The sequence below is a fragment of the Sphingobium sp. S6 genome (assembly GCF_905120495.1).
GTDB lineage: Bacteria > Pseudomonadota > Alphaproteobacteria > Sphingomonadales > Sphingomonadaceae > Sphingobium > Sphingobium agri.
Window position 1 is genome coordinate 351,591 of sequence record NZ_CAJHOG010000002.1, and the last position, 21,508, is coordinate 373,098.

General features: G+C 60.8%; 16 protein-coding genes. 10 read left to right on the forward strand and 6 right to left on the reverse strand.

What is annotated here, in order from left to right; all coding sequences use genetic code 11:
* The first annotated feature begins 147 nt into the window (after positions 1–147).
* From SPHS8_RS08850 to SPHS8_RS08860, 3 genes are read left to right on the forward strand one after another with little or no spacing between them, the layout of a single operon-like run.
* Positions 148–1,335 (forward strand): glycosyltransferase, encoded by a 1,188-nt coding sequence (locus SPHS8_RS08850; protein WP_201515194.1) that lies wholly within the window; start codon positions 148–150, stop codon positions 1,333–1,335.
* On the forward strand, positions 1,335–2,591 hold the full coding sequence (locus SPHS8_RS08855) for a glycosyltransferase family 4 protein (RefSeq protein WP_201515195.1): 1,257 nt from the start codon (positions 1,335–1,337) through the stop codon (positions 2,589–2,591). The genes SPHS8_RS08850 and SPHS8_RS08855 overlap by 1 nt, the downstream gene beginning before the upstream one ends.
* Positions 2,585–4,003 (forward strand): pectate lyase family protein, encoded by a 1,419-nt coding sequence (locus SPHS8_RS08860; protein WP_201515196.1) that lies wholly within the window; start codon positions 2,585–2,587, stop codon positions 4,001–4,003. The genes SPHS8_RS08855 and SPHS8_RS08860 overlap by 7 nt, the downstream gene beginning before the upstream one ends.
* A 12-nt stretch (positions 4,004–4,015) precedes the next feature.
* Here the strand turns inward: SPHS8_RS08860 and SPHS8_RS08865 are convergent, their stop codons facing one another.
* The 4 genes from SPHS8_RS08865 to SPHS8_RS08880 form a co-directional block, all read right to left on the reverse strand.
* The gene (locus tag SPHS8_RS08865) at positions 4,016–5,248 is read right to left on the reverse strand and encodes an outer membrane beta-barrel protein (protein ID WP_236575047.1); all 1,233 of its coding nucleotides are present in this window, start codon (positions 5,246–5,248) and stop codon (positions 4,016–4,018) included.
* Positions 5,239–5,805 carry a polysaccharide biosynthesis/export family protein gene (locus SPHS8_RS08870; RefSeq protein WP_097090774.1) on the reverse strand — a complete coding sequence of 189 codons (567 nt, stop codon included), beginning with the start codon at positions 5,803–5,805 and terminating at the stop codon, positions 5,239–5,241. Before SPHS8_RS08870 ends, SPHS8_RS08865 begins: the two co-directional genes overlap by 10 nt.
* A 69-nt stretch (positions 5,806–5,874) precedes the next feature.
* Entirely contained in the window at positions 5,875–7,131 is a 1,257-nt protein-coding gene (locus SPHS8_RS08875; RefSeq protein WP_201515198.1) for a DegT/DnrJ/EryC1/StrS family aminotransferase, read from the reverse strand.
* Positions 7,132–7,196: 65 nt separating this feature from the next.
* Positions 7,197–9,278 carry a polysaccharide biosynthesis protein gene (locus SPHS8_RS08880; RefSeq protein WP_201515200.1) on the reverse strand — a complete coding sequence of 694 codons (2,082 nt, stop codon included), beginning with the start codon at positions 9,276–9,278 and terminating at the stop codon, positions 7,197–7,199.
* 632 nt (positions 9,279–9,910) lie between these two features.
* On the opposite strand from SPHS8_RS08880, the gene SPHS8_RS08885 reads away from it, so the two are divergent.
* From SPHS8_RS08885 to SPHS8_RS08900, 4 genes are all read left to right on the forward strand, one after another.
* The gene (locus SPHS8_RS08885; RefSeq protein WP_201515202.1) at positions 9,911–10,681 is read left to right on the forward strand and encodes a response regulator transcription factor; all 771 of its coding nucleotides are present in this window, start codon (positions 9,911–9,913) and stop codon (positions 10,679–10,681) included.
* A 201-nt stretch (positions 10,682–10,882) separates the two neighbouring features.
* Positions 10,883–12,223, forward strand: a complete 1,341-nt coding sequence (locus tag SPHS8_RS08890) for an O-antigen ligase family protein (protein ID WP_201515204.1) — start codon at positions 10,883–10,885, stop codon at positions 12,221–12,223.
* 246 nt (positions 12,224–12,469) lie between these two features.
* Positions 12,470–13,945, forward strand: coding sequence for an MBOAT family O-acyltransferase (locus SPHS8_RS08895; protein ID WP_097090770.1), 1,476 nt, complete (start codon positions 12,470–12,472; stop codon positions 13,943–13,945).
* A gap of 7 nt (positions 13,946–13,952) precedes the next feature.
* Positions 13,953–15,011 carry an alginate O-acetyltransferase AlgX-related protein gene (locus SPHS8_RS08900; RefSeq protein ID WP_201515206.1) on the forward strand — a complete coding sequence of 353 codons (1,059 nt, stop codon included), beginning with the start codon at positions 13,953–13,955 and terminating at the stop codon, positions 15,009–15,011.
* Here the strand turns inward: SPHS8_RS08900 and SPHS8_RS08905 are convergent.
* Entirely contained in the window at positions 14,989–15,675 is a 687-nt protein-coding gene (locus tag SPHS8_RS08905; protein ID WP_201515208.1) for a rhamnogalacturonan acetylesterase, read from the reverse strand. The two genes, SPHS8_RS08900 and SPHS8_RS08905, sit on opposite strands and share 23 nt — an antisense overlap.
* 21 nt (positions 15,676–15,696) lie before the next feature.
* Complete coding sequence (locus SPHS8_RS08910; protein WP_201515209.1) at positions 15,697–18,027, reverse strand: GumC family protein; 2,331 nt, start codon at positions 18,025–18,027, stop codon at positions 15,697–15,699.
* A 290-nt stretch (positions 18,028–18,317) separates the two neighbouring features.
* Here SPHS8_RS08910 and SPHS8_RS08915 point away from each other — a divergent pair, with 290 nt between their 5' ends.
* The 3 genes from SPHS8_RS08915 to SPHS8_RS08925 are packed head-to-tail and all read left to right on the forward strand — an operon-like array spanning position 18,318 to position 21,501.
* Positions 18,318–19,187: a cytochrome c oxidase subunit II gene (locus SPHS8_RS08915; protein WP_201515210.1), complete on the forward strand. Its 870-nt coding sequence runs from the start codon at positions 18,318–18,320 to the stop codon at positions 19,185–19,187.
* The gene (locus tag SPHS8_RS08920) at positions 19,187–20,905 is read left to right on the forward strand and encodes a cytochrome c oxidase subunit I (RefSeq protein ID WP_201515211.1); all 1,719 of its coding nucleotides are present in this window, start codon (positions 19,187–19,189) and stop codon (positions 20,903–20,905) included. Before SPHS8_RS08915 ends, SPHS8_RS08920 begins: the two co-directional genes overlap by 1 nt.
* A complete protein-coding gene (locus SPHS8_RS08925; protein WP_201515212.1) occupies positions 20,902–21,501 on the forward strand; it encodes a heme-copper oxidase subunit III in 600 nt (199 codons plus the stop codon). The genes SPHS8_RS08920 and SPHS8_RS08925 overlap by 4 nt, the downstream gene beginning before the upstream one ends.
* Positions 21,502–21,508: the final 7 nt, after the last annotated feature.

Below are 21,508 nucleotides of genomic sequence, written 5' to 3' on the forward strand. Positions count from 1 at the left end.
ATATACCCCCTTGGAACATCTCGATTATCGTGGAACGCCCGCCAATTTCGGGCTAATCCCGATTGGCAGGCCTCATATCCAAGAGCCCACTTTCTGCCTCGGCGCTAAATTGTAGATTTTTCTACACTATCCGGTGCGGGAGAAAGTATGAAAGTCCTCCACGTCATTACCGCCCTGAACGTGGGGGGCGCGGAAACCATGCTCGCCAAACTGGTAGAGCATGAGCGCATGCATGGCTTTGCGGTCCAGTCATCAGTCGCGTCGCTGATGCCGCCCGGCGCTGGCGCGGATCGTATCAGGGCCAGCGGCACGCCCGTTCATGATTGCGGCCTGACCGGACCGCTCACCCTGCTACCCAGCCTGTTCCGCCTGCGCGCGGCCGTCCGCCAGGTACAGCCCGACCTGATCATGGCGTGGATGTACCACGCGCACATCGCCGCCACGCTGGCCAGCGGGCTGATGCCTCGAAAAATCCCCCTGATCTGGAACGTACGCCATAGCATCGACGATATCCGGCAGGAAAAGCCCGCGCTGCGAACGGTCGTGAGGACGGCAGCCCTGCTATCCCGCCTGTCCCACTCGATCATCTACAATTCGCATGCCGCCGCTGGACAGCATAAACGGCTCGGTTTCCACGCGCGCCATGCAATGGTGATCCCGAACGGCTTCGACCCCGATCTTTTCCGCCCTCGCGAAGGCGCGCGCGAGCAACTCGCCGCCAAACTCGGCATTGATCCCGGATCGCTGATCATCGGGATGGCGGCGCGCAATCATCCGATGAAGGACGCCGCCAACCTGGCGGAGGCAGTGCTGATTGCCAGGCAGTCGGGTGTCGATGCCCACCTCATCCTGACGGGCGAAGGGATGGATCGGCCGACGGGGCGACTGGCTGAGCTGCTGAAGGCGCTCCCCTCCGATCGCGTGACACCGCGCGGCCATGATGGCTCACTCACGGACCTGTTACAGGGCCTCGATCTCCTCGTCCTTCCATCGGCATGGGGCGAAGGCTTTCCCAACATTCTGGGCGAGGCGATGGCTTGCGGCATAGCCTGCATCGCGACGGATGTGGGCGACAGCGGATGGGTGCTGGGTGAGACGGGCGTCATCGTTCCCCCGCGCGATGCGGCGGCTCTGGCGGATGGCATCGTCAGCCTGGACAGGATGGGGCCGGACGGGCGCCGTCAACTCGGCGCCGCCGCGCGCGCTCGCGTGAAGGAGAGATTTTCCATGAGCAGGATCGCCGGGATGTACAGCGATCTCTACCGGAGCGCAGGCGGCGCAGGCATCCCTCGAAATTTGTTTCAGGCCGGTATCGGCCCGGCGCAGGTGATGTGATGGATCAGGTTCTGCCAGCCTTCAGCGCCAGCCCGTCCGACGCCAGACCCGCACCGCGCGATATCTGCGCTGGTCCGGCCCGCATCTGCTTCCCCTTTGCCGGAGGCGTGGTGGGCGGTAGCCATATCTCGACGCTCAAGCTCATCCAGCGCCTCGACCGGACACAATTCACGCCGCTGATAGTGCTGCATCATGGCGCGGGGCAATGCGCCGAACTGCTCCGGAAGGAAGGGCTCGAATTCATCACCCTGCCCCGCCGCTTCCTGGGCAAGTCTTCGGGTGTGCCGCCACTTGAAGGGGGGCGTGCGCTCATGAGCGCCCTGACGGACCAATGGAGCCTATGCCGCTTCCTCAAGTCCCACGACGTCAGGATCGTTCATACCAATGAAGGTCCGATGCATATTTCCTGGGCGCTGCCCGCGCGCCTCGCCGGGGCAAAGCTGCTCTGGCACCATCGCGGAACATCCAAGGCGCGAGGCGTGCGGTATATCGCGCCGTTCGCCGCCAACCGGATCGTGGGCGTGTCGGCTTTCGCCCTGTCCGAGGTACGCCGCATCACCGCAGCCGCGCGGGAGACGGCGGTGGTGTATAGCCCGTTCGATACGCACTGCGAACCGATCGACAGGGCAGAAGCGCATCATCGCCTGACATCGGAACTGGGGCTCGACCCGGCGACACGGCTCATCGGCTTTTTCGGCAATCTGGTGGGAAGCAAGCGGCCAGACATGTTCATCGACATGATGGCATGCGTTGCAAGGATGCGGCCCGATCTGCCCGTGGTAGGGCTCATGTTCGGCTCTCCCCTGATCGATGGGATCGAAGCCCGATTGCGCCAGCGGATCGAAGCGCAAGGCGTCGCCGCCCAGGTGCGCTTGATGGGCTTTCGCTATCCTTCGGAAAGGTTCATGGCGGGATGCGACATTCATGCGGTGACGGCAGTCGGTGAACCCTTCGGCAGAACCTTGATTGAAGCCATGTTGCTGCGCACGCCAGTCGTGGCGGCTGCATCCGGCGGCAATCTGGAAGCGATCGAGGATGGAGTGAACGGGCTGCTCGCCAAGGTCGACGATCCTGATGCCATGGCGTCGACTCTCATCTCTCTGCTGGATTCGCCGGAGCAGGCTGCAAGGATAGCGGCGACGGCAGCGGCCCAGGCCGTCGAGCGATATGGGGTTGATCGCCATGTGACCGAGATCAGCGCGATCTACCGGTCGCTGCTCGCGGACGAACGCCAGGGAAAGCACAAGTCGTGGTAAGCCAGAATGCGACCGCGGTTCTGGGCGTCAGCATTGCCACCTTGCTGATCACGCCATTCGTCGCGCCGCCCGACTTGTTCAGCCTTCAAACTCGACAAGGCGCTGACAGCGATGTGAATGGGTCATCGGTACTGCCCGAAGTGGCGGGCGCGGAAGCCTTTCCGGGAGCCGAGGGCTTCGGCCGCCGTTCGCGCGGCGGACGCGGCGGCAGGATCATGCCCGTGACGACCTTGGCGGATCATGGCCCCGGGTCCCTGCGCGAATGCATCGATGCCAAGGGACCGCGAACCTGCATTTTCCGGGTAAGCGGCGTGATCCGCTTCACCACCCAGCGCCCAACGATCCGCAATCCATTCATCACAATCGCGGGGCAGACTGCGCCTGGGGGCGGAGTAATCATCACCCATGGCGGCGGAGAGGACGGCTTTACCCCTATCGTGGCCAAGGACACCCATGATGTTGTCATCCGCCATATTCGTGTTCGTACCGACCTCAATGGTGTTCATCGCGGCAGCAATGGTTCTTTCACCTTCGAGAACAGCCGCAATGTGATATTCGATCATGTGAGCGGCGCCTGGGCCCAGGACCAGATCATGACGGGCTTCCTCTTCAACGACAATATCACCATTTCCAATTCGATCTTCACCCAGGGCATTCCCAAGCATGACAAATGCGCGCTGCTCGCCTCTCATCCGGAAAAGCCACAGAAGATCAGCTTCATCCGCAATATTTGCGCGCATAATGGTGACCGTAATCCGGACGTGAATTTCATGCCCGGCTCCTGTATAGAGATAGTCAACAACCTTCTTTACAATGCCCAATCCCAATTCACCGAAGTTCATGAGAGTTTTGGAGGTTCGGCGGTCAATATCGTTGGCAATTATTACAAGAGAGGACCCAATAGCAGGGACGATATCGCTGCGGTGGATCGCGTGGTTTATGACAATCCGGGCATATCTCAGGTCTTCCTCGAGGGTAACAAGCTGGACCGTGTTTCGCGGCTCAACACCAAGGATGTCGACATCGCCCTGGTGAAACGCCCGGCATGTCCTTTGAGCGTCCGGGTGATCTCAGCTGATGAGGCTTATGCCCAGGCCTTGGGAGGCGCGGGGGCTTTTCCGCGCGACGCATTGGACCTGCGGACCGTGTCGGAAGTGCGCGAGCGCAAGGGCACGATCCTGCAGGACCCCGCAATGCAGGCGGGCCCTCGCCCCTTACCGGCGATCGCGCCGGGCACGCCCTATGCCGACCTGGACGAGGACGGAATGGCCGACAGTTGGGAACGGGTCAACGGCATGGATCCCAGGAAAAACGACGCCTGGCAGGATGCTGATCATGATAAATGGCTGAACCTGGACGAATTTCTCGATTTCGCCCATCGCGAGGTCATGGCCGGTCGGCAGATCCGCTGACGCTTCTACCCATCAATATTGCAGGCGGATTTCCGCGCCGAGGATAGTGCGATCGAAATCGTCGAACGCTCTGCTGCTGTCTCGGTTTGCAATACGGCCAGTTAAGGCGAAGGAAATATTGCGGGTCAGCAGATATTCGATTTCGGCCACGCCCGCAATGGTGCGTTCCTTCTGGCTGGTGCCGATGAAGTTGCTGCGGCGGTACACAACGGAAGCTTGCCAGCGTATGTTATGGTATATTTCATTCTGTACCCCCAACCGCACGCGCGTGTCGGTTCGCGACTGCGCGCCGTTTCGGACCGTGGCGACATCTCCCCGGAAACCGTCAAGCGTAACCGCCCAGCGCGGCGCAGGCGTGTAGATGAGCCCTGCCGACACGGAAAGGCCGGTGCGGCTGTCGAACCGGGGATCGTCGGGATTGAAGCGAAACACGCCGACCGCCGCCTCGCCGCGGATCAGCCCACCCGGTTCAAAGGAGATGCCGCCGCGCGCGCCATAAGTCTTGGAGTCGCGATCGACACCCGACGCATCTACGGCCAGCCGGAAGTTTCTGGCGGTGTAAAAGGCCTCGCCAAAGACGTCCATCATTCCGCTGAGCCGATAGCCGAGGCGGGCGGAGCCGGAATATTGATCATAGTCGCGCTCGGCATCGACCGAGGCAAGCGCATTATTCTTGAGCGCACTCCCCTTCACCCCGACGGTGAAGCGAGCGCCGCGATGCGTATAGCCAAGGTCGCCCTGCCATATGTCATATTTGCGCGGTGGGGTGCCGGTTCCAAGCCGTGCTTCAGGTTCACCCCGGTCTTCGACCAGTCGTGTCCAGCCAACATTGGCGCTGATCGCGTCGCTGCCCGACAGATTGTATACGCCGCCGAGGCTTGCATTGATGCCCTCGGAGTTTTCAGACTCATTTTTGAAATAGCGCCGGACGACGCCGCGCGCCTGTGCGGACAGCTGGAACTTGTCGTCACTCAGTCGCAGGTTGAGCCATGGCGAAATGGTCAGGCGCTCATCATCGATCTTGTCCGAAGGCAGCGCATAGATGTTGGAATCATATTCCAGCCGGACATCCGCACCGAGATAAGCCGAAATCCTCCCCAATTGGACTGCTTTTGCTTCATATTCCTCGGGTGTTTCCAGCAGCGGCGTGGCCCTGTCCAGCTGCTGAGCGGCCGCTGGCAATGCGGTCCCCGCAAGGATGATGCAGGAGCAGAATGGGAGGAGGCGCGCTGCTGTCAAAACCATTTCTCCACGACTTTGATGGTGTCACCCGGTTGGATCGGCGTATTTTCGGATGCCTTGGCGGTCGATGCCTGCCCATCCACCTGACGGATGATGGCGACAGTGTTCTTGTTGGCGCGGAAGGTGTAGCCACCGGCCACCGACACAGCCGTGACGACAGTCATGCCCGGCCGATAAGGATATTCACCTGGGCTGCGCACTTCGCCAAGAATATAGATGGGACGCAGCTTCACAGGCTGAATGCTGACGGCAGGCGACACCATCAGCCTCTTTTCCACCAGCAGGGCAGCGACCCGCTGCTCCAGTTCGGGTATCGTCGAGCCCTTGACCGGAATCCCGCCCATCAGCGGCAGCGTCAGTTCTCCGCGATCGTTGACAACGAAAGCCGTGCCGTTTTCGATCTCCGTCAGGCCGGGGATGATGACGCGAAGCTCATCGCCCGGCCCTAACCTGTACTGATCAGCGTTAGCGGTGGAAACGGCGGGCAGGCCACCGACCGAGCCTGCACAGGCCGAAAGGGCCAGCATGAGGGAAATGCCGAAAGACTGGACGATCCGCATGACCACCTCCCATATCTCTGACCATCTCTGGCCATTTTGTTTCAGTTTCAGAACAGAAATAAGTTCAAGTCAATTGCTGCTGTATAGTTGCTTGTTCAGTAACGATAATTTCCCGCCTTCATTGCCAATTGCTTCCAGCAACGTCTCGATCATGAAGTGCATCGCCGCTTCTCCTAGAAGATGGTCCACCGGAAGCATGAGACTGCGCTCGCCTATCTCGGCAGCGACGGGGAGCGGCCGCAGATTGGGATGGGCGCTGTTGCGCACGGCCAACTCGCGCGACATGTCCGGGCAGGAACCCGTCCCCGCCGGAATGCCGCGCCGCGCGAGCGCCGCGATCACCTCGGATCGCGCCACCGCTGGATCGAGCAGCAGGTAGAATTTATAATAGGCATGTTCGACCCCGTCGGGCACCTGCGGAAGCGCGATCAGCGGGTGCGCGCCCAAGCCTTCGCGCAGGAGGGCGGCGTTGGTGCGGCGGCGGGCCAGCCAGGAAGGCAGCTTGCGCAGCTGGGCCCGGCCGATCGCGGCCTGCATCTCCGTCAAACGCCAGTTGGTGCCGAAACTTTCGTGCAAATAGCGGAAGGCATTGCCAGCCGACGGGGCGCTGAGCATCGCGACATTCTTGCCATGGTCCTTATAGGCCCAGGCTCGTTCCCAATGGGCTTCATCCTTCAGCAGCAGCATGCCGCCCTCGCCACCTGTCGACATGATCTTGTCGGTGCAGAAGGAAAAGGCGGAAGCATGGCCGAAGGAACCCGCCATCTTTCCCCGGATCGCCGCGCCATGCGCCTGCGCACAGTCCTCGACCAGCCACAGGCCATGTCGATCCGCAATGGCCAACAGCCCGTCCATGTCGCATGGCCAGCCCGCCAGATGCACGCACAGTATCGCCCTTGTCCGCTCATTGATCAGCGGGATGACGGCGGCGGGATCTATGGTGTGGCTGTTCCGGTCTATGTCGGCGAACACCGGCACCGCCCCGACAGCAGCTACTGCCGAAGCGCTCGCGAAGAAGCTGCGCGCCGGCACGATCACCTCGTCGCCCGGCCCAACGCCTAGAGCGCGAAACGCGAGCTCCAACGCGAGCGTGCCGTTCGCCAGCGATATGGCGTGCGGCATGCCGCAATAGTCGGCAAACTCCCGCTCGAACGCGCGGCACTCATCGCCATGCACCAGCGAATTGACCCGGCCGCTTTGCAATACATGGACGACTGCGTCGATTTCGTCCTGCTCATATTGCGGCCAGCGCTGCTCGGGCGGCGGGAACGGCGCAGCCAAAGGCGTTGCGCCACTGATTTCACGATTTTGGACAATCTGGTTCATCGACTTCCAGCCCTCACGCTGATCTTTGGGACGGCTGCGAGCCGGAGCGTCTGAAGCGCAGTCCGTCATTCATTCGCAGCCTTGCCCACAAGATCGATTTCGCGGGTCAGTTCGCGCAGCGTCTTGGCCCAGGTGGATTGGGCAGGAGCGCGCAGCAATTCCTTCATCAGGTCGCGAACCCCATCCTCATCATGGGCATGGATCAGGCTCGCCAATTCGGTGAAGGCGTTGACCAGCTTTTCCAGCGGCACGGGGCAAGGACTGGCCTCGATCACGCCGGGAATGGTGGAGCGAAGCTGTTCCTCGGTCGTGTCGAACAGTTCCTCGTAGAGCTTCTCGCCCGGGCGCAGGCCGACGAACTTGATGGGCACGTCGATGTCCGGACGCAGCCCCGCAAGCCGGATCATCCTGCGCGCGATATCGACGATCTTGATCGGCTCACCCATGTCGAGGACGAAGATCGTGCCGCGGTCGATATTCGTTTCCATCGCGCGGGCACTGCTCTGCAGGATGAGCTGCACAGCTTCGCCGACGGTCATGAAATAGCGCTTGATGTCAGGATGCGTGATGGTGAGCGGCTTTCCGGCGGCCATCTGCTGTTGCAGCAGGGGCACGAGCGAGCCGCTGGAACCCAGCACATTGCCGAACCGGACGGTCATGAAGCGCGGGCTGTCCGGATCGCACTGACCAATGAGGTCGAGCGCCTGGCAATAAAGTTCGCCCAGGCGCTTGGTCGTGCCCATGACACCGACGGGATTGACCGCCTTGTCGGTCGACACCTGGATCATCGCAAGCGCGCCATAGGCGCAGACCGCATCGGCGACGTTGCGCGTGCCAAGCACATTGGTGTGTGCGCCCTCGCAGGGGTTGGCCTCGACGATCGGCACATGCTTGAGCGCGGCCGCATGGAAGACGACCTCAGGCTGGTGGCGCTCGAAGACGTCATTGAGCGCCGCGCGATCACGGATCGAGCAGAGTTCAGGGCGGCAGATGACCTCGGGAAACTTGTCCCGCACCTGCATCTCGATCGTATAGAGATTGAACTCCGAATGGTCGAGCAGCACGATCTCCACTGGGCGGAACGTTGCGATCTGGCGCACCAGTTCGCCGCCGATCGTGCCGCCTGCCCCCGTGACCAATATCCGGCGGCCACGGATCAGCCGGTCGACGATATTGCGCTGGAGGGACACTTCGGGACGGCCGAGCAGGTCGGCAAGCTCGAACTGCTTGATCTCGATGCGCGGTTCTCCATCCTTCGTTTTCTGCAGGTCGTTGGCATGGGCGACGGTAAGGTCGCACTGGTCCGCCAGCTTGACCAGATGGGAAAAGGAGCGGCGCGGCATCGTCTTGTCGCCGCGGATGACAAGGCTCTCGGGCTTCAGTCCGCGTGTCGCCAGCGTTTCCACGATCTGGGGCAGCTTGTCGGGTGAACCGAGCACAGGAATTCCCGCGATCTGCAGCCTCGTCTCGCGGCTATCGAAGGTCAAAGCGCCCACGACATTGAAACGGTTCGTGCGTTCGGCGCGCAACATGTCGATGAGCGACCGGATCCAGTCGAGCTCGCCGAGCAGCAGGATATTGTGGCTGCCGCCCGGCGGCACGATATGGGCAAGCGCAAATTCGCGCAGGCCACGGCGCACCGTTCGCACGCCGATCATGGCGACCAGCAACAGGGCTGAATGCAGCAGAGCAAAGCCGACCGCCTCCAGCGGAGCAGCCCTGATCTTGGCGGAGAGGATCAGGCACATCCCCCAGGCCGCCGCCGCGCCTCCGGCCACCGCCGTCGACAAGGTGATGCCGTCGCCAAAGGAGAGGAAGCGCCAGCTCCGCCAATAAAGGCCCGTTAGGCAAAGGGTGAACACCGCCACCAGGCTGAAGAAGAACATGAGGCTGGGGCGATCATGGAAGGCCGTCGAAACCGTCCCCGGCATCGTCATGACCACCGCAAGCAAGGTGATCAGGATCAACGATGCATCGATCAGCATCAGCGCTGCAAAACGCGCAGGACCGGGGAAGCCGGTCGGCCGTGTCAGCAGATCATGGAGCAATATCGCCCAAACCGGCGCGCCAGCGGGCACATTTTCCCGCAGGTCCACGCCGTCGTCGAGAATTGGGTCAGATCCAGCGGGCGGTGCGCTCGCATCCATAGCAAAACCCTTGCGGTTCAAGAAAAGACCTTCGACGGTCGCGCACCGCATAGGTCGAAGACATCTTCGCGGCATGCAGAGCGTGATCGTTCAAGTCACCGCCAAACGGTAACGACTTGGGTTTCACCCGCAATGAACCAGACAGCTATCATCCCTAGTGGCAGAAAATGGGCGCCCGCGATGGCCGAAGGAGCAGAATTCCCGGCTCTGGCAGCCCGAATGATTTACCGGATGAGGTCGGAGTAAATCTTTTGGCTAATTGACAGCAGCCCACGGGGTGTTGGCACGGCGATCTTCCGAACGCCCGGATGCGCCTAATAAAGGCAGTGGTCCTTTGATGCTGTCACAAACGAATCGGACATTTGGTCTACGCCGGCCGGTCATGTTGCAGCGCAAATGGAATGCGGCACATGATTTCAACCATTTTGCCAAATATGTGAAAAGACAGTCCCTTACCGAATCCGCCTCCTGAACATTCTTTATACAAGTTAAGTTTTTACAGAAAGTTACGCCTATTGTTCAGATCGGCAGTTGTGATACTCTCCGGCTCGATAAGATTGGGGTCGCCTTCAGGCAGTGCTTTTGCATTTCAATCCATCACGGCGTGCCGATGATGTTGAGGGAGGCGAACGATGACAATAGTTTCAGATGTCGTGCTTGTGGGCGGAAGCTCGATCGTCAGGGAAGGTTTGCGGCGGCTGTTGTCCTCTCAGCACCGCCATATCCTTTATACGGGCGCCAAGCTTGATGAGTTCCTCCTTTCGGAAACGGACTGCCCCGCATGTCTGCTGCTGCTGATCGAGGATCAGGACAGGGAATGGAGCGGCGCTGCCCTTGCCGAGGTGCGCGAGCAATGTCCTGCCGCCCGCATCGCCATTCTCGCCAACAAATTTGACTTCGACACGATGCTGGATGCTTTTCGGGCCGGGGCGGAAGGCTATCTGATCAACGACCTCTCTTGCGAAAGACTGGGCGGATATCTTGATCTCATAGCGCTTGGAGAAAAGATTTTCCCGTCCCAACTGGCTCAGCAGCTGATCGACCAAGCCACGACTTGCGAAGACGTGCCTGATGCCGTGTCGATCGACGGCGCCAATCTTTCCGCGCGAGAGATGGAAATATTACAGCGCCTGATCGCCGGATTGCCCAACAAGGTCATATCCCGCCAGCTGTCGATCAGCGAGGCCACCGTTAAGGTCCATGTGAAGGCGGTACTCCGCAAACTGCGCGTGTCCAACCGCACTCAGGCGGCGATATGGGCCGCGAGCCAAGGGCTGCACGGCATGGCTGGCGGCGATACGTCGTTCCCCAAAACCGCCACCTCTTCCGCCAAGATCGATCATCCCGGCCTTGCTGCAAAGGGCGGGAGCAACGCCGCCACCGGCTATACGGCCAACGTCTGAAAGCGGCAGAGACCAAGCTGCCGCATTCCCCTAAGCCGCGCGAAATTTTCGGTTTTTAGTGGCTCTGACCCTTACCCGATTGGATATTGCCGCCTGCCCCTTTTGAACGTTGCGCAGGCATTATGTGCAATGGACTAATCGAGATCGGATTTGCATCCTAGCCGCCGAACGAGGCAGTAATTACGAGCCGGAGCGCCAGGCGTGCAGACCAGTCACTATCAGGCAAGCAACTATCCTTTGCCCAGCGGTCATGGCGCCAGCCCTCCCCGGGAACGGGCGCAGTTCTGGACGGACGAACTGCACCGTTGGGAATTCGTGCTGTTGCAGGGAGCGGTATTTTTCGCGCCTTATATCGCGTTTCGCCATCCCAGCGTCTACATCACCTTGAGCGACATCATGTTCGCCGGCGCCTTTTTCCTGCGGGTCGCGTCGGGCCGGGTGGCCACCCCCTTTGCCAGCTTGACCTGGCTCTGGGTGCTGGGCCTTCTGATGCTGAGTGGCGGCCTGTTCATAGGCAGCGTCTTCAAGGGCGACGTCGTCAGATGCCTGGTGCTGATCGCGCAATATGCCTTCGCTTATCTGATCGTGCCGCTCGTGCTGTTGCGCAGGTCGGAAGAGGAAGCGGTGCGCCTGATCAAATGCTGCATCTGGGGCATGGTCACGATGTGCGTTATCGGCGGCATCATCTATCTAAGCGGCCATTACAGCGCCGAAAGAGAGCAGATGGCGGTGGTGACAGGCAACCGGCGGTTGCAGGGCTTTGCCGGAAATCCCAACGGCATGGCGGTCTTGACGGTCATGGCCTTGCCGCTCGTCTGGCTCCTTCTGCTATCGCAAAAGATGCGGACCTGGGTTTCACTGCTTTGCATTGCCCTTCTCGTCACGGGCATAATTCTGACCAGTTCCAACACAGGTCTCTACAGCATGATCGCTGCCGCCCTCATCTTCTTCGGTGGCAGGCGCAATTTCAAGACCTTGATCGTCATAGCCTTGCTTGGCAGCGCGCTGTTGACCTTTGGGCAGAATTATTTGCCCGAGACCTTCCAGACCCGCGTGCTGTCCGCGATGAACTCCGGCGACCTCTCGAGCGCCGGCACGTTCGCGGACCGCCAGGAGTTGAACAAGGAAGCGCTCGAAAAGGCCGATGAGAATCTCATCATTGGCATGGGCGCTGACCAGTATCGGCAGGAAAGCCGATATGGTCTGCCGGTACATAATCTCTATCTTCTCCTGTTGAACGAAGGCGGCGGACTGTCTCTGCTCGGTTATCTGATATTGCTCGCCGTTCCATTGCTCGCCGCCATTGCAGCGCACCGGAGCAAGCACGGGAAATTGGTGCTCCTGACGACGGTCACGATATTGGTGGCCTTCGCCAACGCTGTCATGGGGATGCCCCATGTCTATGGGCGATGCTGGTTCCTCTTCGTTTTCCTTGCCCTCAGTCCGTCGCTTGTCGGACAGGGGGTGATAGACCCGCGCTTCCTTCCTTCGCCTGGGCAACGCCGCGGCATACGCGGCCGCCTTCCGCCGCTGGAAAGCTGAAGCCGGATCGAGCATTTTCGAAGCAGATCGCATTCTGCTGGCTTCGGAAAATTCAGATCACCAAAGGTAGATGGAGCGTGATCCGATCCAGCCGACCGGGTCATGCTCCATCCTCATGGGGAAAAAGATATGTCCCCAAAAGGACGATTTCTGCGCGGGATAGGGCGCTTTACCATGACATTATGCAGTTCCCGCGGGTGACAGAGAGAAGCGGTCCGTATCCACACATTTGGTGAAAGGGGAGGCATGCTTTTCAATTCATATGCATTTCTGTTCGGCTTCTTCCCGCTCACCATGTGCGGCTTCCTGCTGTTGTGGCGGTTCAAGCCGGATTGGCGCGGCGCCTTTCTCGCGCTGGCTTCGGTGCTTTTCTACATCTGGTGGGACGCGCATTTCCTCTGGTTGCTCGCCGGTTCGATCGTCTTCAACTATCTTTGCGGCTGTGCGATCGTGAAAGCGCGCACGCGCAAGTCGGCTCTCCGCATCATGCAGGCGGGCATTGCCATCGACCTCTGCGCGCTGGGTTATTTCAAATATGCGACCTTCATCGCGAACAATATCGATGCGCTGACCGGGCTTGATTTCGCGGTCGGCTATATTGTCCTTCCCATCGGCATATCCTTCTACACCTTCACGCAGATAGCCTTCCTGGTCGATGCTTATCGCGGAGAAGCGAAGGAATATAATTTCACCAATTATGTGCTGTTCGTCAGCTACTTTCCCCATCTGATCGCGGGGCCGATCATCCACCACAAGTCGATGATGCCGCAATTCGAATCCAAATCTATCTTCCGGCCCACCGCGCGTGGGGCGGCGCTGGGGACTGTCTTCTTCCTCATCGGCCTCATCAAGAAGGTGGTCCTGGCTGACGGCTTCGCCCTCTATTCGGACGCGATATTCAACGCATCCCTGAAAGGCTTCGCGCCCGACTTTGCCGTCTCCTGGATCGGAGCGCTCTGCTATACATTCCAGATTTACTTCGATTTTTCCGGCTATTGCGACATGGCGATCGGCCTCTCGCTATTCTTCGGCGTCCAACTGCCGTTCAACTTCAACTCGCCCTACAAAGCGCGGAGCATCGTCGATTTCTGGCGCCGCTGGCACATGACCCTGTCCGCTTTCCTGCGCGAATATCTCTACATCGCGCTTGGCGGAAACCGGAAGGGTCCGGGCCGCCGCTATGTCAATCTGCTGCTCACCATGCTTTTGGGCGGACTGTGGCATGGCGCGAACTGGACGTTCGTCTTCTGGGGCGCGCTGCATGGATCCTATCTGATCATAAATCATGCGTGGCGATCCTTGGCGGCGCGGCTCTCGCTGCCATCCTGGGGCGCTGCGGGTGTGATCGCGTCGACCGCGCTCACCTTCTTCAGCGTGATCATCGCATGGGTGTTTTTCCGCGCCGAAAGCTTTGCGTCAGGTACAACGATGCTGGGCGGGATGTTCGGCCTCAACGGCTTTGCAGGCTGGCAGCCAGCGACAGCAGAACTGTCCCGCCTGCTTGGCTATGACGAGATGTTGCTGGCGCCGGTCAGCCTCATATGCCTCGGTGGACTGATCGTCTGGGCGATGCCGAATTCGCAGCAGCTGGTCGCAAAGGCGGAGGAACTGATTTCTTCCCGCCGCTGGTCGCTCATGGGCGCAAGCGCGGTCCTCACCTGCTTCATCATGGCGATACATTCATCGCAAGGCGTGTCGCCTTTCATCTACTTCAACTTTTGAGCGCAAGATGAAACCCATCTCCCAATTTCTCGTTGGCGCGGCTCTCACGATCGGAGCGTTGGAGCTTGCGCTGTGGTTGCTGCCGGTGAGTTCGGGCTTCGCCAGCCCGCCTCTATCGCCCAAGGACCCAGTGGTTCATTATGTGCCGCGCACCCAATATACCTCGTCAAGCGGATGGCTGATGCGCGATGCTGTCTCGGGACGCATGAACAGCCTTGGCTTTTCCGGCCCGGAGGTGAGCCCGACCGACCAGAGCATAGCGCTGATCGGCGACAGCTTCGTCGATGCTCTCAGCATCCGGCCGGAGAAACGGGTGGGCTATCTGCTTGAAAACAGCGCTGTGCCAAAGCCGGTCGTGTCGCTTGGCGTGGCGGGCGCGGACTTTGCCGATTATGTCGTCGCGGCGCGGTGGGCGGAGCAGCATCTGAAGGCGCGGAATGCGATCGTCGTCGTCAATGAAGAGGATCTCTCATCCTCGATTCAGCCCAAGCTGCGCGGCTACTGGTATGAGGGCCATGGATCAGAGTTGCAGGTGCGATCCCGCTCGCCCAGCGCGTTGCGGAACAGCATAGGGCGCAGCCGCCTTGCCAGCTATCTGGTCTATAATCTCAAATTTTCCCCTTCGGATGTCGCGCGCTCGCTTGATCCCTTCCCTGCGGGGAAGAAGGACATGCCAGCGCCGGCCGAAGCCAATCTTAAGCAGCGCGCGGTCCAGAGGTTCGTGCATGATCTCACCACTTTGCGGGCCAATGGGGGGCATGTCCTTTTGGTGCTGCAACCCAACGCCAAGGCGATCTATTCCGGCAAGCAGATGAGCCGCCCCAATATCGATCTATTGGTGAAGCAGGCCAATGCCGAACAGCTTGAGGTGCTGGACCTGGATGCACCGTTCAGGCGCTTCTACGCGAAGACCGGCAAGCGCTTCGACTTGAGCGATACGGATCCGCACTGGAACGAGGCGGGGCATCAGCTTGCCGCCCAGGCAATCAGGCAGCACATTGCATCCTGGCACATCGCCAGCCCGCGTTACGTCGCGAAACCGGTCAAAGCCGCAGTTGCCGGATGACCATGTCAGCGAAATAGCGCGCGCCCTTCGAGCCCAGATGATTGATGTCTGGCTGCGTTCCATCTGGAGCAAGCCCCCGCGCCTCCGCCGGGCTCATCTTTTCCAAGGCCACAACACTCATGGTGTGCAGATCGATAAGGGACGTCCGCTTTGCCGCCGCGATCCGGCGGACCGCACCGGCATAGGGCTCCAGCCCGTCCCTGATCTTTCCATCAACATAGATGCGGCGCGCCACGGGCGTGATCAGGACCGGCTCGGCATTCAAGCTCCTGACATCATCTACATATTGGCTGATGATGTCCGTGAAATCCGCGTCGGGATCGGTTCTCCGCTTCTCGTCCTTACCGGCATCATTATGGCCGAACTGGATCAGGACCAGTGCATGTGAAGCGCCGTCATCCTTGATTTTCTGAAGAACGGCTTTCCAGCTGCCCTCCTTGCGAAAGCTTCTGGAGCTTCGCCCCGCGCGGGCGAGATTCGCGCAACTCTTCACCTTGGCAACCATGGATTGGCAAAAGGCATCACCCCAGCCGGTCGTGGAAGAGACGGTGGAATCACCGACGAGGATGATGTCCCTCTGCTTCGGCGTTGAAGGGCCTGCCTGGGCGCAGGCGCTCAAGCCAGCCAATGCCATGCCGAGCCGCGAGATCGTCCGCCATTGCATGCGCGTAGCCCCTTCAGTGCCTCACGCCATATGCTCGGCGCGCTCCCGCCAGCGTGACGGAGCCATACGCTCGTACCAACGGCGCCGGGTCGGCATTTCGCCGCTGAAATATTCGGCCGAATCCATGTAGAACTGGACGGGATCGCCATAGCCGCGACGGGCATGTTCCGCATAATCGACCCGATTGATGACCACGCCGTCCACCGGCTTTTGCAGCACCTGCAACGCCGCGCGCACCTGTTCGATCGTGGTCCGGCCCCAGCGCACGACCATCAATGTGTGATCGGCGGCATCCATCAACATCCGCGAGTCCCGCGTGGCGAGCGTCGGCGGGGCATTGATGATCAGCAAGTCATAATGTTCCCGCAACTGATCGAGCAATTCGTTGACTTTCCGCAGCCGCATCAGCGCGACGGGATTGCGGGCGGGCTCCCGGGCGCTCAGGACGACGGGTTCATAGGTCGTTACTTCGGACGGCTCCAGGTCCTGCCTTTGCGTCAGGGCAAGGGGAGGAAGCATGTGGCGCGCATCGACTGCACCACTCAGATAATCAATGAGGTCCGGCTTTCCTCCCCCGTCATCGGTGGGGCGCAGGACATCGCTGGGGCGCCGCAGATCAAGGTCGATGACGATGGCGCGGCGGCCCATTGCGACGGCCGCGGCCAGCAAAGTCAATGTGACCGTCGACTTGCCGTCGCCCGTGATGGGCGACGTGATCAGCACGGTCTGGGCCTTGCCTGGCTGTGCCAGTTCGGCGACCTCGCTGCCCAGGCCACGCGCCACCTCCGCAAACAATGACTGGGGGTCCTTCAAAACCGGGTTGGCCTTTGCTGACATCAGCGCATCGCCGTCCAGTTCGGGCAGCATGGCGAAGGTACGAAGGCCGAACTGGTGATAGATCTGCTCGGCGTTCCACAGCCGGTTGTCGGTCAGCTCAATTCCAAAGACGATCAGCAGGCCAAGGATGAGCGATCCCACGAACGCCGCAAAGGTCGCGGACTTTGGCCGTGGCGAAATCGGGTCCTGCGGCACGGCGGCGGGCGACATCAGGCGCGAATGGATGCCCGATGCAGCGAGGCTGGTTTTTACCTGTTCCGCCCGCGTGCTCATCGCGACATAGGCGCTCCGGGCGGCTTCAGCGGTACGTTCCAGCGCGTTCAGTTCGACCGTCGCGGCCGTGTTTGCAAACGCCTTGCCCGTGATGGAACGAAGCGTTCCTTCCAACTGTCCCGCTCGCGAGGCTGCAGAGGCCGCCTCGCTTCTTGCTAGGCCAGCCTCGCGAGCGGCGGCATTTTGCGCCTGCGTCGTGGCGGCCGCGATCACCCGGGCCTGCTCCTGGCGCATGCTGCCCGTGGTTTCGGCGATTTGCGCTTCCAAACCACGCATCTTGGGATGCTCGGCGCCATACATCATCGCCAGTTCACTGCGCGTGCGCGTGAGATCGTCCAATTGCCGCCGCTGCTGGTCGAGCAATGGCGATGTCGCGCCCGCCGTCGTGATATTGTTCACCGCGCTCGCGATGCCAGCCGCGCGCGCACTTTGCGCCGCGCGCATGGCGGCGGCGGATGCGGCCTCCGTAGCGATGCGGTTGATCTGCGCATAATCTTCAGAGCCCCCGGCACCGGTCAGCATCTGGTGCTGGCGGCGGAAATCGGCGACCGCCTGCTCCGCCTTATGCGCCTCGGTCGCAAGCCGGCCCCGTTCATCATCCAGCTGGGCCGCAATCTTGCCCTGTCGGTCGTCGCGCAACACGGCGCGGTAAGCGGCAAGGCTGGCGGGATATTGATTGGCGATTTCGGATGCGAGATCAGGCGACGTGGACCGCACGGTGATATCGATGAAGTCGGATTCCTTCTGGCTCGAAACCGACGTGCTGTACATCAGCCTGCCCGCGAGGCGCGACAGGCGCCGGTTGTCGAGGATGGCGCTGGCGGGCAGCGGATTTTCGACGAATCGCGGATCGGAAGCGAGCTTCAGGTCCTGCACGACGCGTTCGGCGAGCGATCGGGACCGGTAGATGCCCGCTTCGTTCGCCACACGCTGCTGGTTGCGGGCGGCCATGTCCGGCGATCCGCTGTCGTCATTCAATTCGACCTGGACCGTCGCCGTCGCCTGATAGACGGGCGTGCTCGTCAACTGCACCGCAAGAACAATCAGCACCGCGAAGAATACTATCGCGCCCAGCAGCAATTCATGCCGCCGGATGATCTTTATGACTTGCCGTGCCGAAAGGCTGGAAGGGCGGGACCCGCCATCCATCGGGCCGTCAGACCTTGCTTCGAGAAGGGGCGCGTTCAGCATTCCCGATTGCGACAGCATGAATAGATCCTCCACGACGGCATTCTGCCCCATTGGCCGCCGACCCTCCTGCTTTTGGAAGGAGCGATCAAACAATCTTAGGGCGCAAAGGGCAGGAATAATGATTAACCCCTTCGGGCATCGCGTGACGCAAGCGGCGCAGCACCGGGCCGCTCGCGCGCAGTCCCAAGCCGCGTCGGCTGGCTTCAGAAGGCCGCTCCACGGCCAACCACTTCCAAAGCGCGCATTTTTTATATAAGTTACCAATGCGGTTATTTTCCGAGGCGACTCAAGAAAAGCCGGGTCAAAGGCTATGAGGCGCCCGCATTGGTGGGAGAGGGCCTGTGCCGATTGCGGTAGCCATCGCCATGCTGGTGCTTGGTTCGGTCCTGTTTCATCTGTTCAGTCCCTGGTGGCGTACGCCGATCGCGTCCAATTGGGGCTCCATCGACTCCGCACTGGACGTAACCCTCTGGATTTGCGCTGCCGCCTTCATCCTCCTCAACCTGTTCATGGCCTGGGTCCTGGTGCGTTACCGCCACCGCGCCGGGCACCGGGCGCATTATGAGCCGGAAAACGCCTCTTTGGAGAAAAGGCTGACGATCTGGACGGCTATCGGCATCGCTGGAATGCTGGCTCCAGGCCTCGCCGCATGGGGCCGCTATGTTTCCGTGCCCCAGGACGCGACGATCATCGAGGCGGTTGGCCAGCAGTGGCAATGGTCCTTCCGCTATCCCGGACCCGATGGCGTGCTGGGCGCGGCAGCGGTCAAATATGTGACGCCGGACAATTCGCTGGGCCTCGATCCGCTGGACCCGTTCGGCCGCGACGATCTGCTGGTGGAGGCGGGCGACCTTCATCTTCCCCTGGATAAGCCGGTCAAGATCGTGCTGCGCTCCAAGGATGTTCTGCACGATTTCTACGTGCCCGAATTCCGGGCGAAGATGGATATGGTCCCCGGCATCGTCACCTATTTCTGGATGACCCCGACCAAGGCGGGCACGTTCGATATTCTCTGTGCTGAACTGTGCGGCACGGGCCATCATGAAATGCGCGGACGCGTCGTGGTGGAGCCGCCCAAGGCTTTCGCCGCCTGGCAGGCGCAACAGACAAGCTTTGGCCAGATTCTCGCCGAAACGCCGCCTGCCGCCATGTCCATCCTGCTCGTCAAGGCAAATGCCTGCATAGTCCCCGCTTCCTGGAGCAAGAGTTGATGGCTACCACCCTGGCCGACGACCTGAGGCCGATGCATCATCCTCATAGTTGGGTCACCAGATATGTCTGGAGCCAGGATCACAAGGTCATCGCCATCCAATATAGCGTCACGGCCATCGCGATTGGACTGGTGGCGCTGGTCCTGTCCGCGCTGATGCGGCTGCAACTTGGCTTCCCCGGTGTCTTCCCCGCCATCCAGCCGGACAATTACCTCCAGTTCGTGTCGATGCACGGCATGATCATGGTCGTCTATCTGCTGACAGCTTTGCTGCTGGGCGGCTTTGGCAACTATCTCATTCCGCTGATGATCGGCGCGCGGGACATGGTCTTCCCCTTCGTCAACATGCTGAGCTACTGGCTCTACCTGTTGTCGGTCATCGTCCTCGTCACGGGTTTTTTCGTTCCGGGCGGGCCTACGGGAGCGGGCTGGACGCTTTACCCACCGCAGGCCATCAGCGAAGGAACGCCCGGCCACCAATGGGGCATCGCCACCATGCTGGTGAGCCTTGCCATCTTCGTTGCCGCCTTCACCATGGGCGGGCTTAACTATGTGACGACAGTGCTTCAGGCGCGGACCAAAGGCATGACCCTGATGCGGATGCCCCTGTCGGTCTGGGGCATTTTCACCGCGTCCATCATGGGCCTGCTTGCCTTCCCCGCGCTGTTCGTCGCGGCGATCATGATGTTGTTTGACCATTTCGCGGGCACCAGCTTCTTCATGCCGACCATGCAGTCGATGGGTGCGATCACCCCGACCGAGGGTGGAAGCCCCCTGCTATTCCAGCATCTCTTCTGGTTCTTCGGCCATCCCGAAGTCTATATCGTCGCGCTTCCCGCCTTCGGCATCGTGTCGGACCTGATCAGCGTCCATGCGCGCCGCAATATCTTCGGCTACCGTATGATGGTGTGGGCAATCACCATTATCGGCGCACTCAGCTTCGTCGTGTGGGCACATCATATGTATGTCAGCGGCATGAACCCCTATTTCGGGTTCTTCTTCGCGACATCGACGCTGATCATCGCGATCCCCACGGCGATCAAGGTGTATAACTGGCTGCTGACGCTTTGGCGCGGCGACATTCATCTGCGCGTGCCGATGCTGTTCGCCATCGCCTTCATCTTCACCTTCATCCACGGCGGGCTGTCGGGATTGTTCCTTGGCAATGTCAGCGTCGACGTTCCGCTGTCCGATACCTTCTTCGTCGTCGCGCATTTTCACATGGTTATGGGCGTGTCGCCTGTATTGGTGATCTTCGGCGCCATCTATCACTGGTATCCCAAGATCTTCGGGCGGATGTGGAACGAGACATTGGGCAAGCTCCACTTCTGGATCACCTTCCTCGGCGTCTATGCCATCTTCTTGCCGATGCACTATCTCGGCATCCTCGGCGTGCCGCGCCGCTATTATGCCTTGGGCGAAACGGGCTTCATCCCGCCCTCGGTCCATCTGGCCAATGAATGGATCAGCATCGCCGCACTGATCGTCTTCGCTGCGCAAGGCCTGTTCTTCTTCAACATGATCTGGAGTTTTTTCCGGGGACCGCGCGCTGATCCGAACCCCTGGGGTGCAGCAAGCCTCGAATGGCAGACGCCGCAGACCCCGCCAGACCATGGCAATTGGGGGCCAACCCTGCCGACCGTCTATCGCTGGCCCTATGATTACAGCGTGCCGGGCGCGCCGCGCGACTTCATTCCTCAGACGGAACCGCGCACATGACCATCCTTGCGCGCCTTGCGGAAAAGAGCTGGGAACCGGCCAGCGATCGGGACCCTGCCGCATCGTCCGGTCCCCGCCCCTCCGCCGGGGGGATAGGCCTCAGCGTCTATTTCGCCGTTGCTCTCGTCATGTTCTCCCTGCTCGGCGCGGCCTATGTCATGCGCATGGGCCTGCACGCATCCATGGGCCACGCGGACGATTGGGTCGCCCTGCCCGATCCGCCACTGCTCTGGATCAACAGCGGGATATTGGCCGCGAACAGCATCGCCTGGGAAATCGCGCGCCGCTCCTTCGACAACGGAAGGACAGTGCGCGCAGCCGCTACGGGCACGGCACTCGGCCTCGCCTTCCTGATTGGCCAATGGCTGCTGTGGCGTCATTATCTGGCGCAGGGCTATTATCTCTCGTCCAACCCCGCCAACGCCTTCTTCTATCTGCTGACGGCGCTCCATGGCCTGCACATTCTGGGCGGGCTCGTCGCGGCCGCCTGGGTACTTGCGGCGCACAATCTGCACAATGTCCGGCTGTGCGCCGTCTATTGGCATTTCCTCTTCTTCATCTGGATTTTGATCGCCGCCCTGCTCGTCTCCACATGAGGTCCAT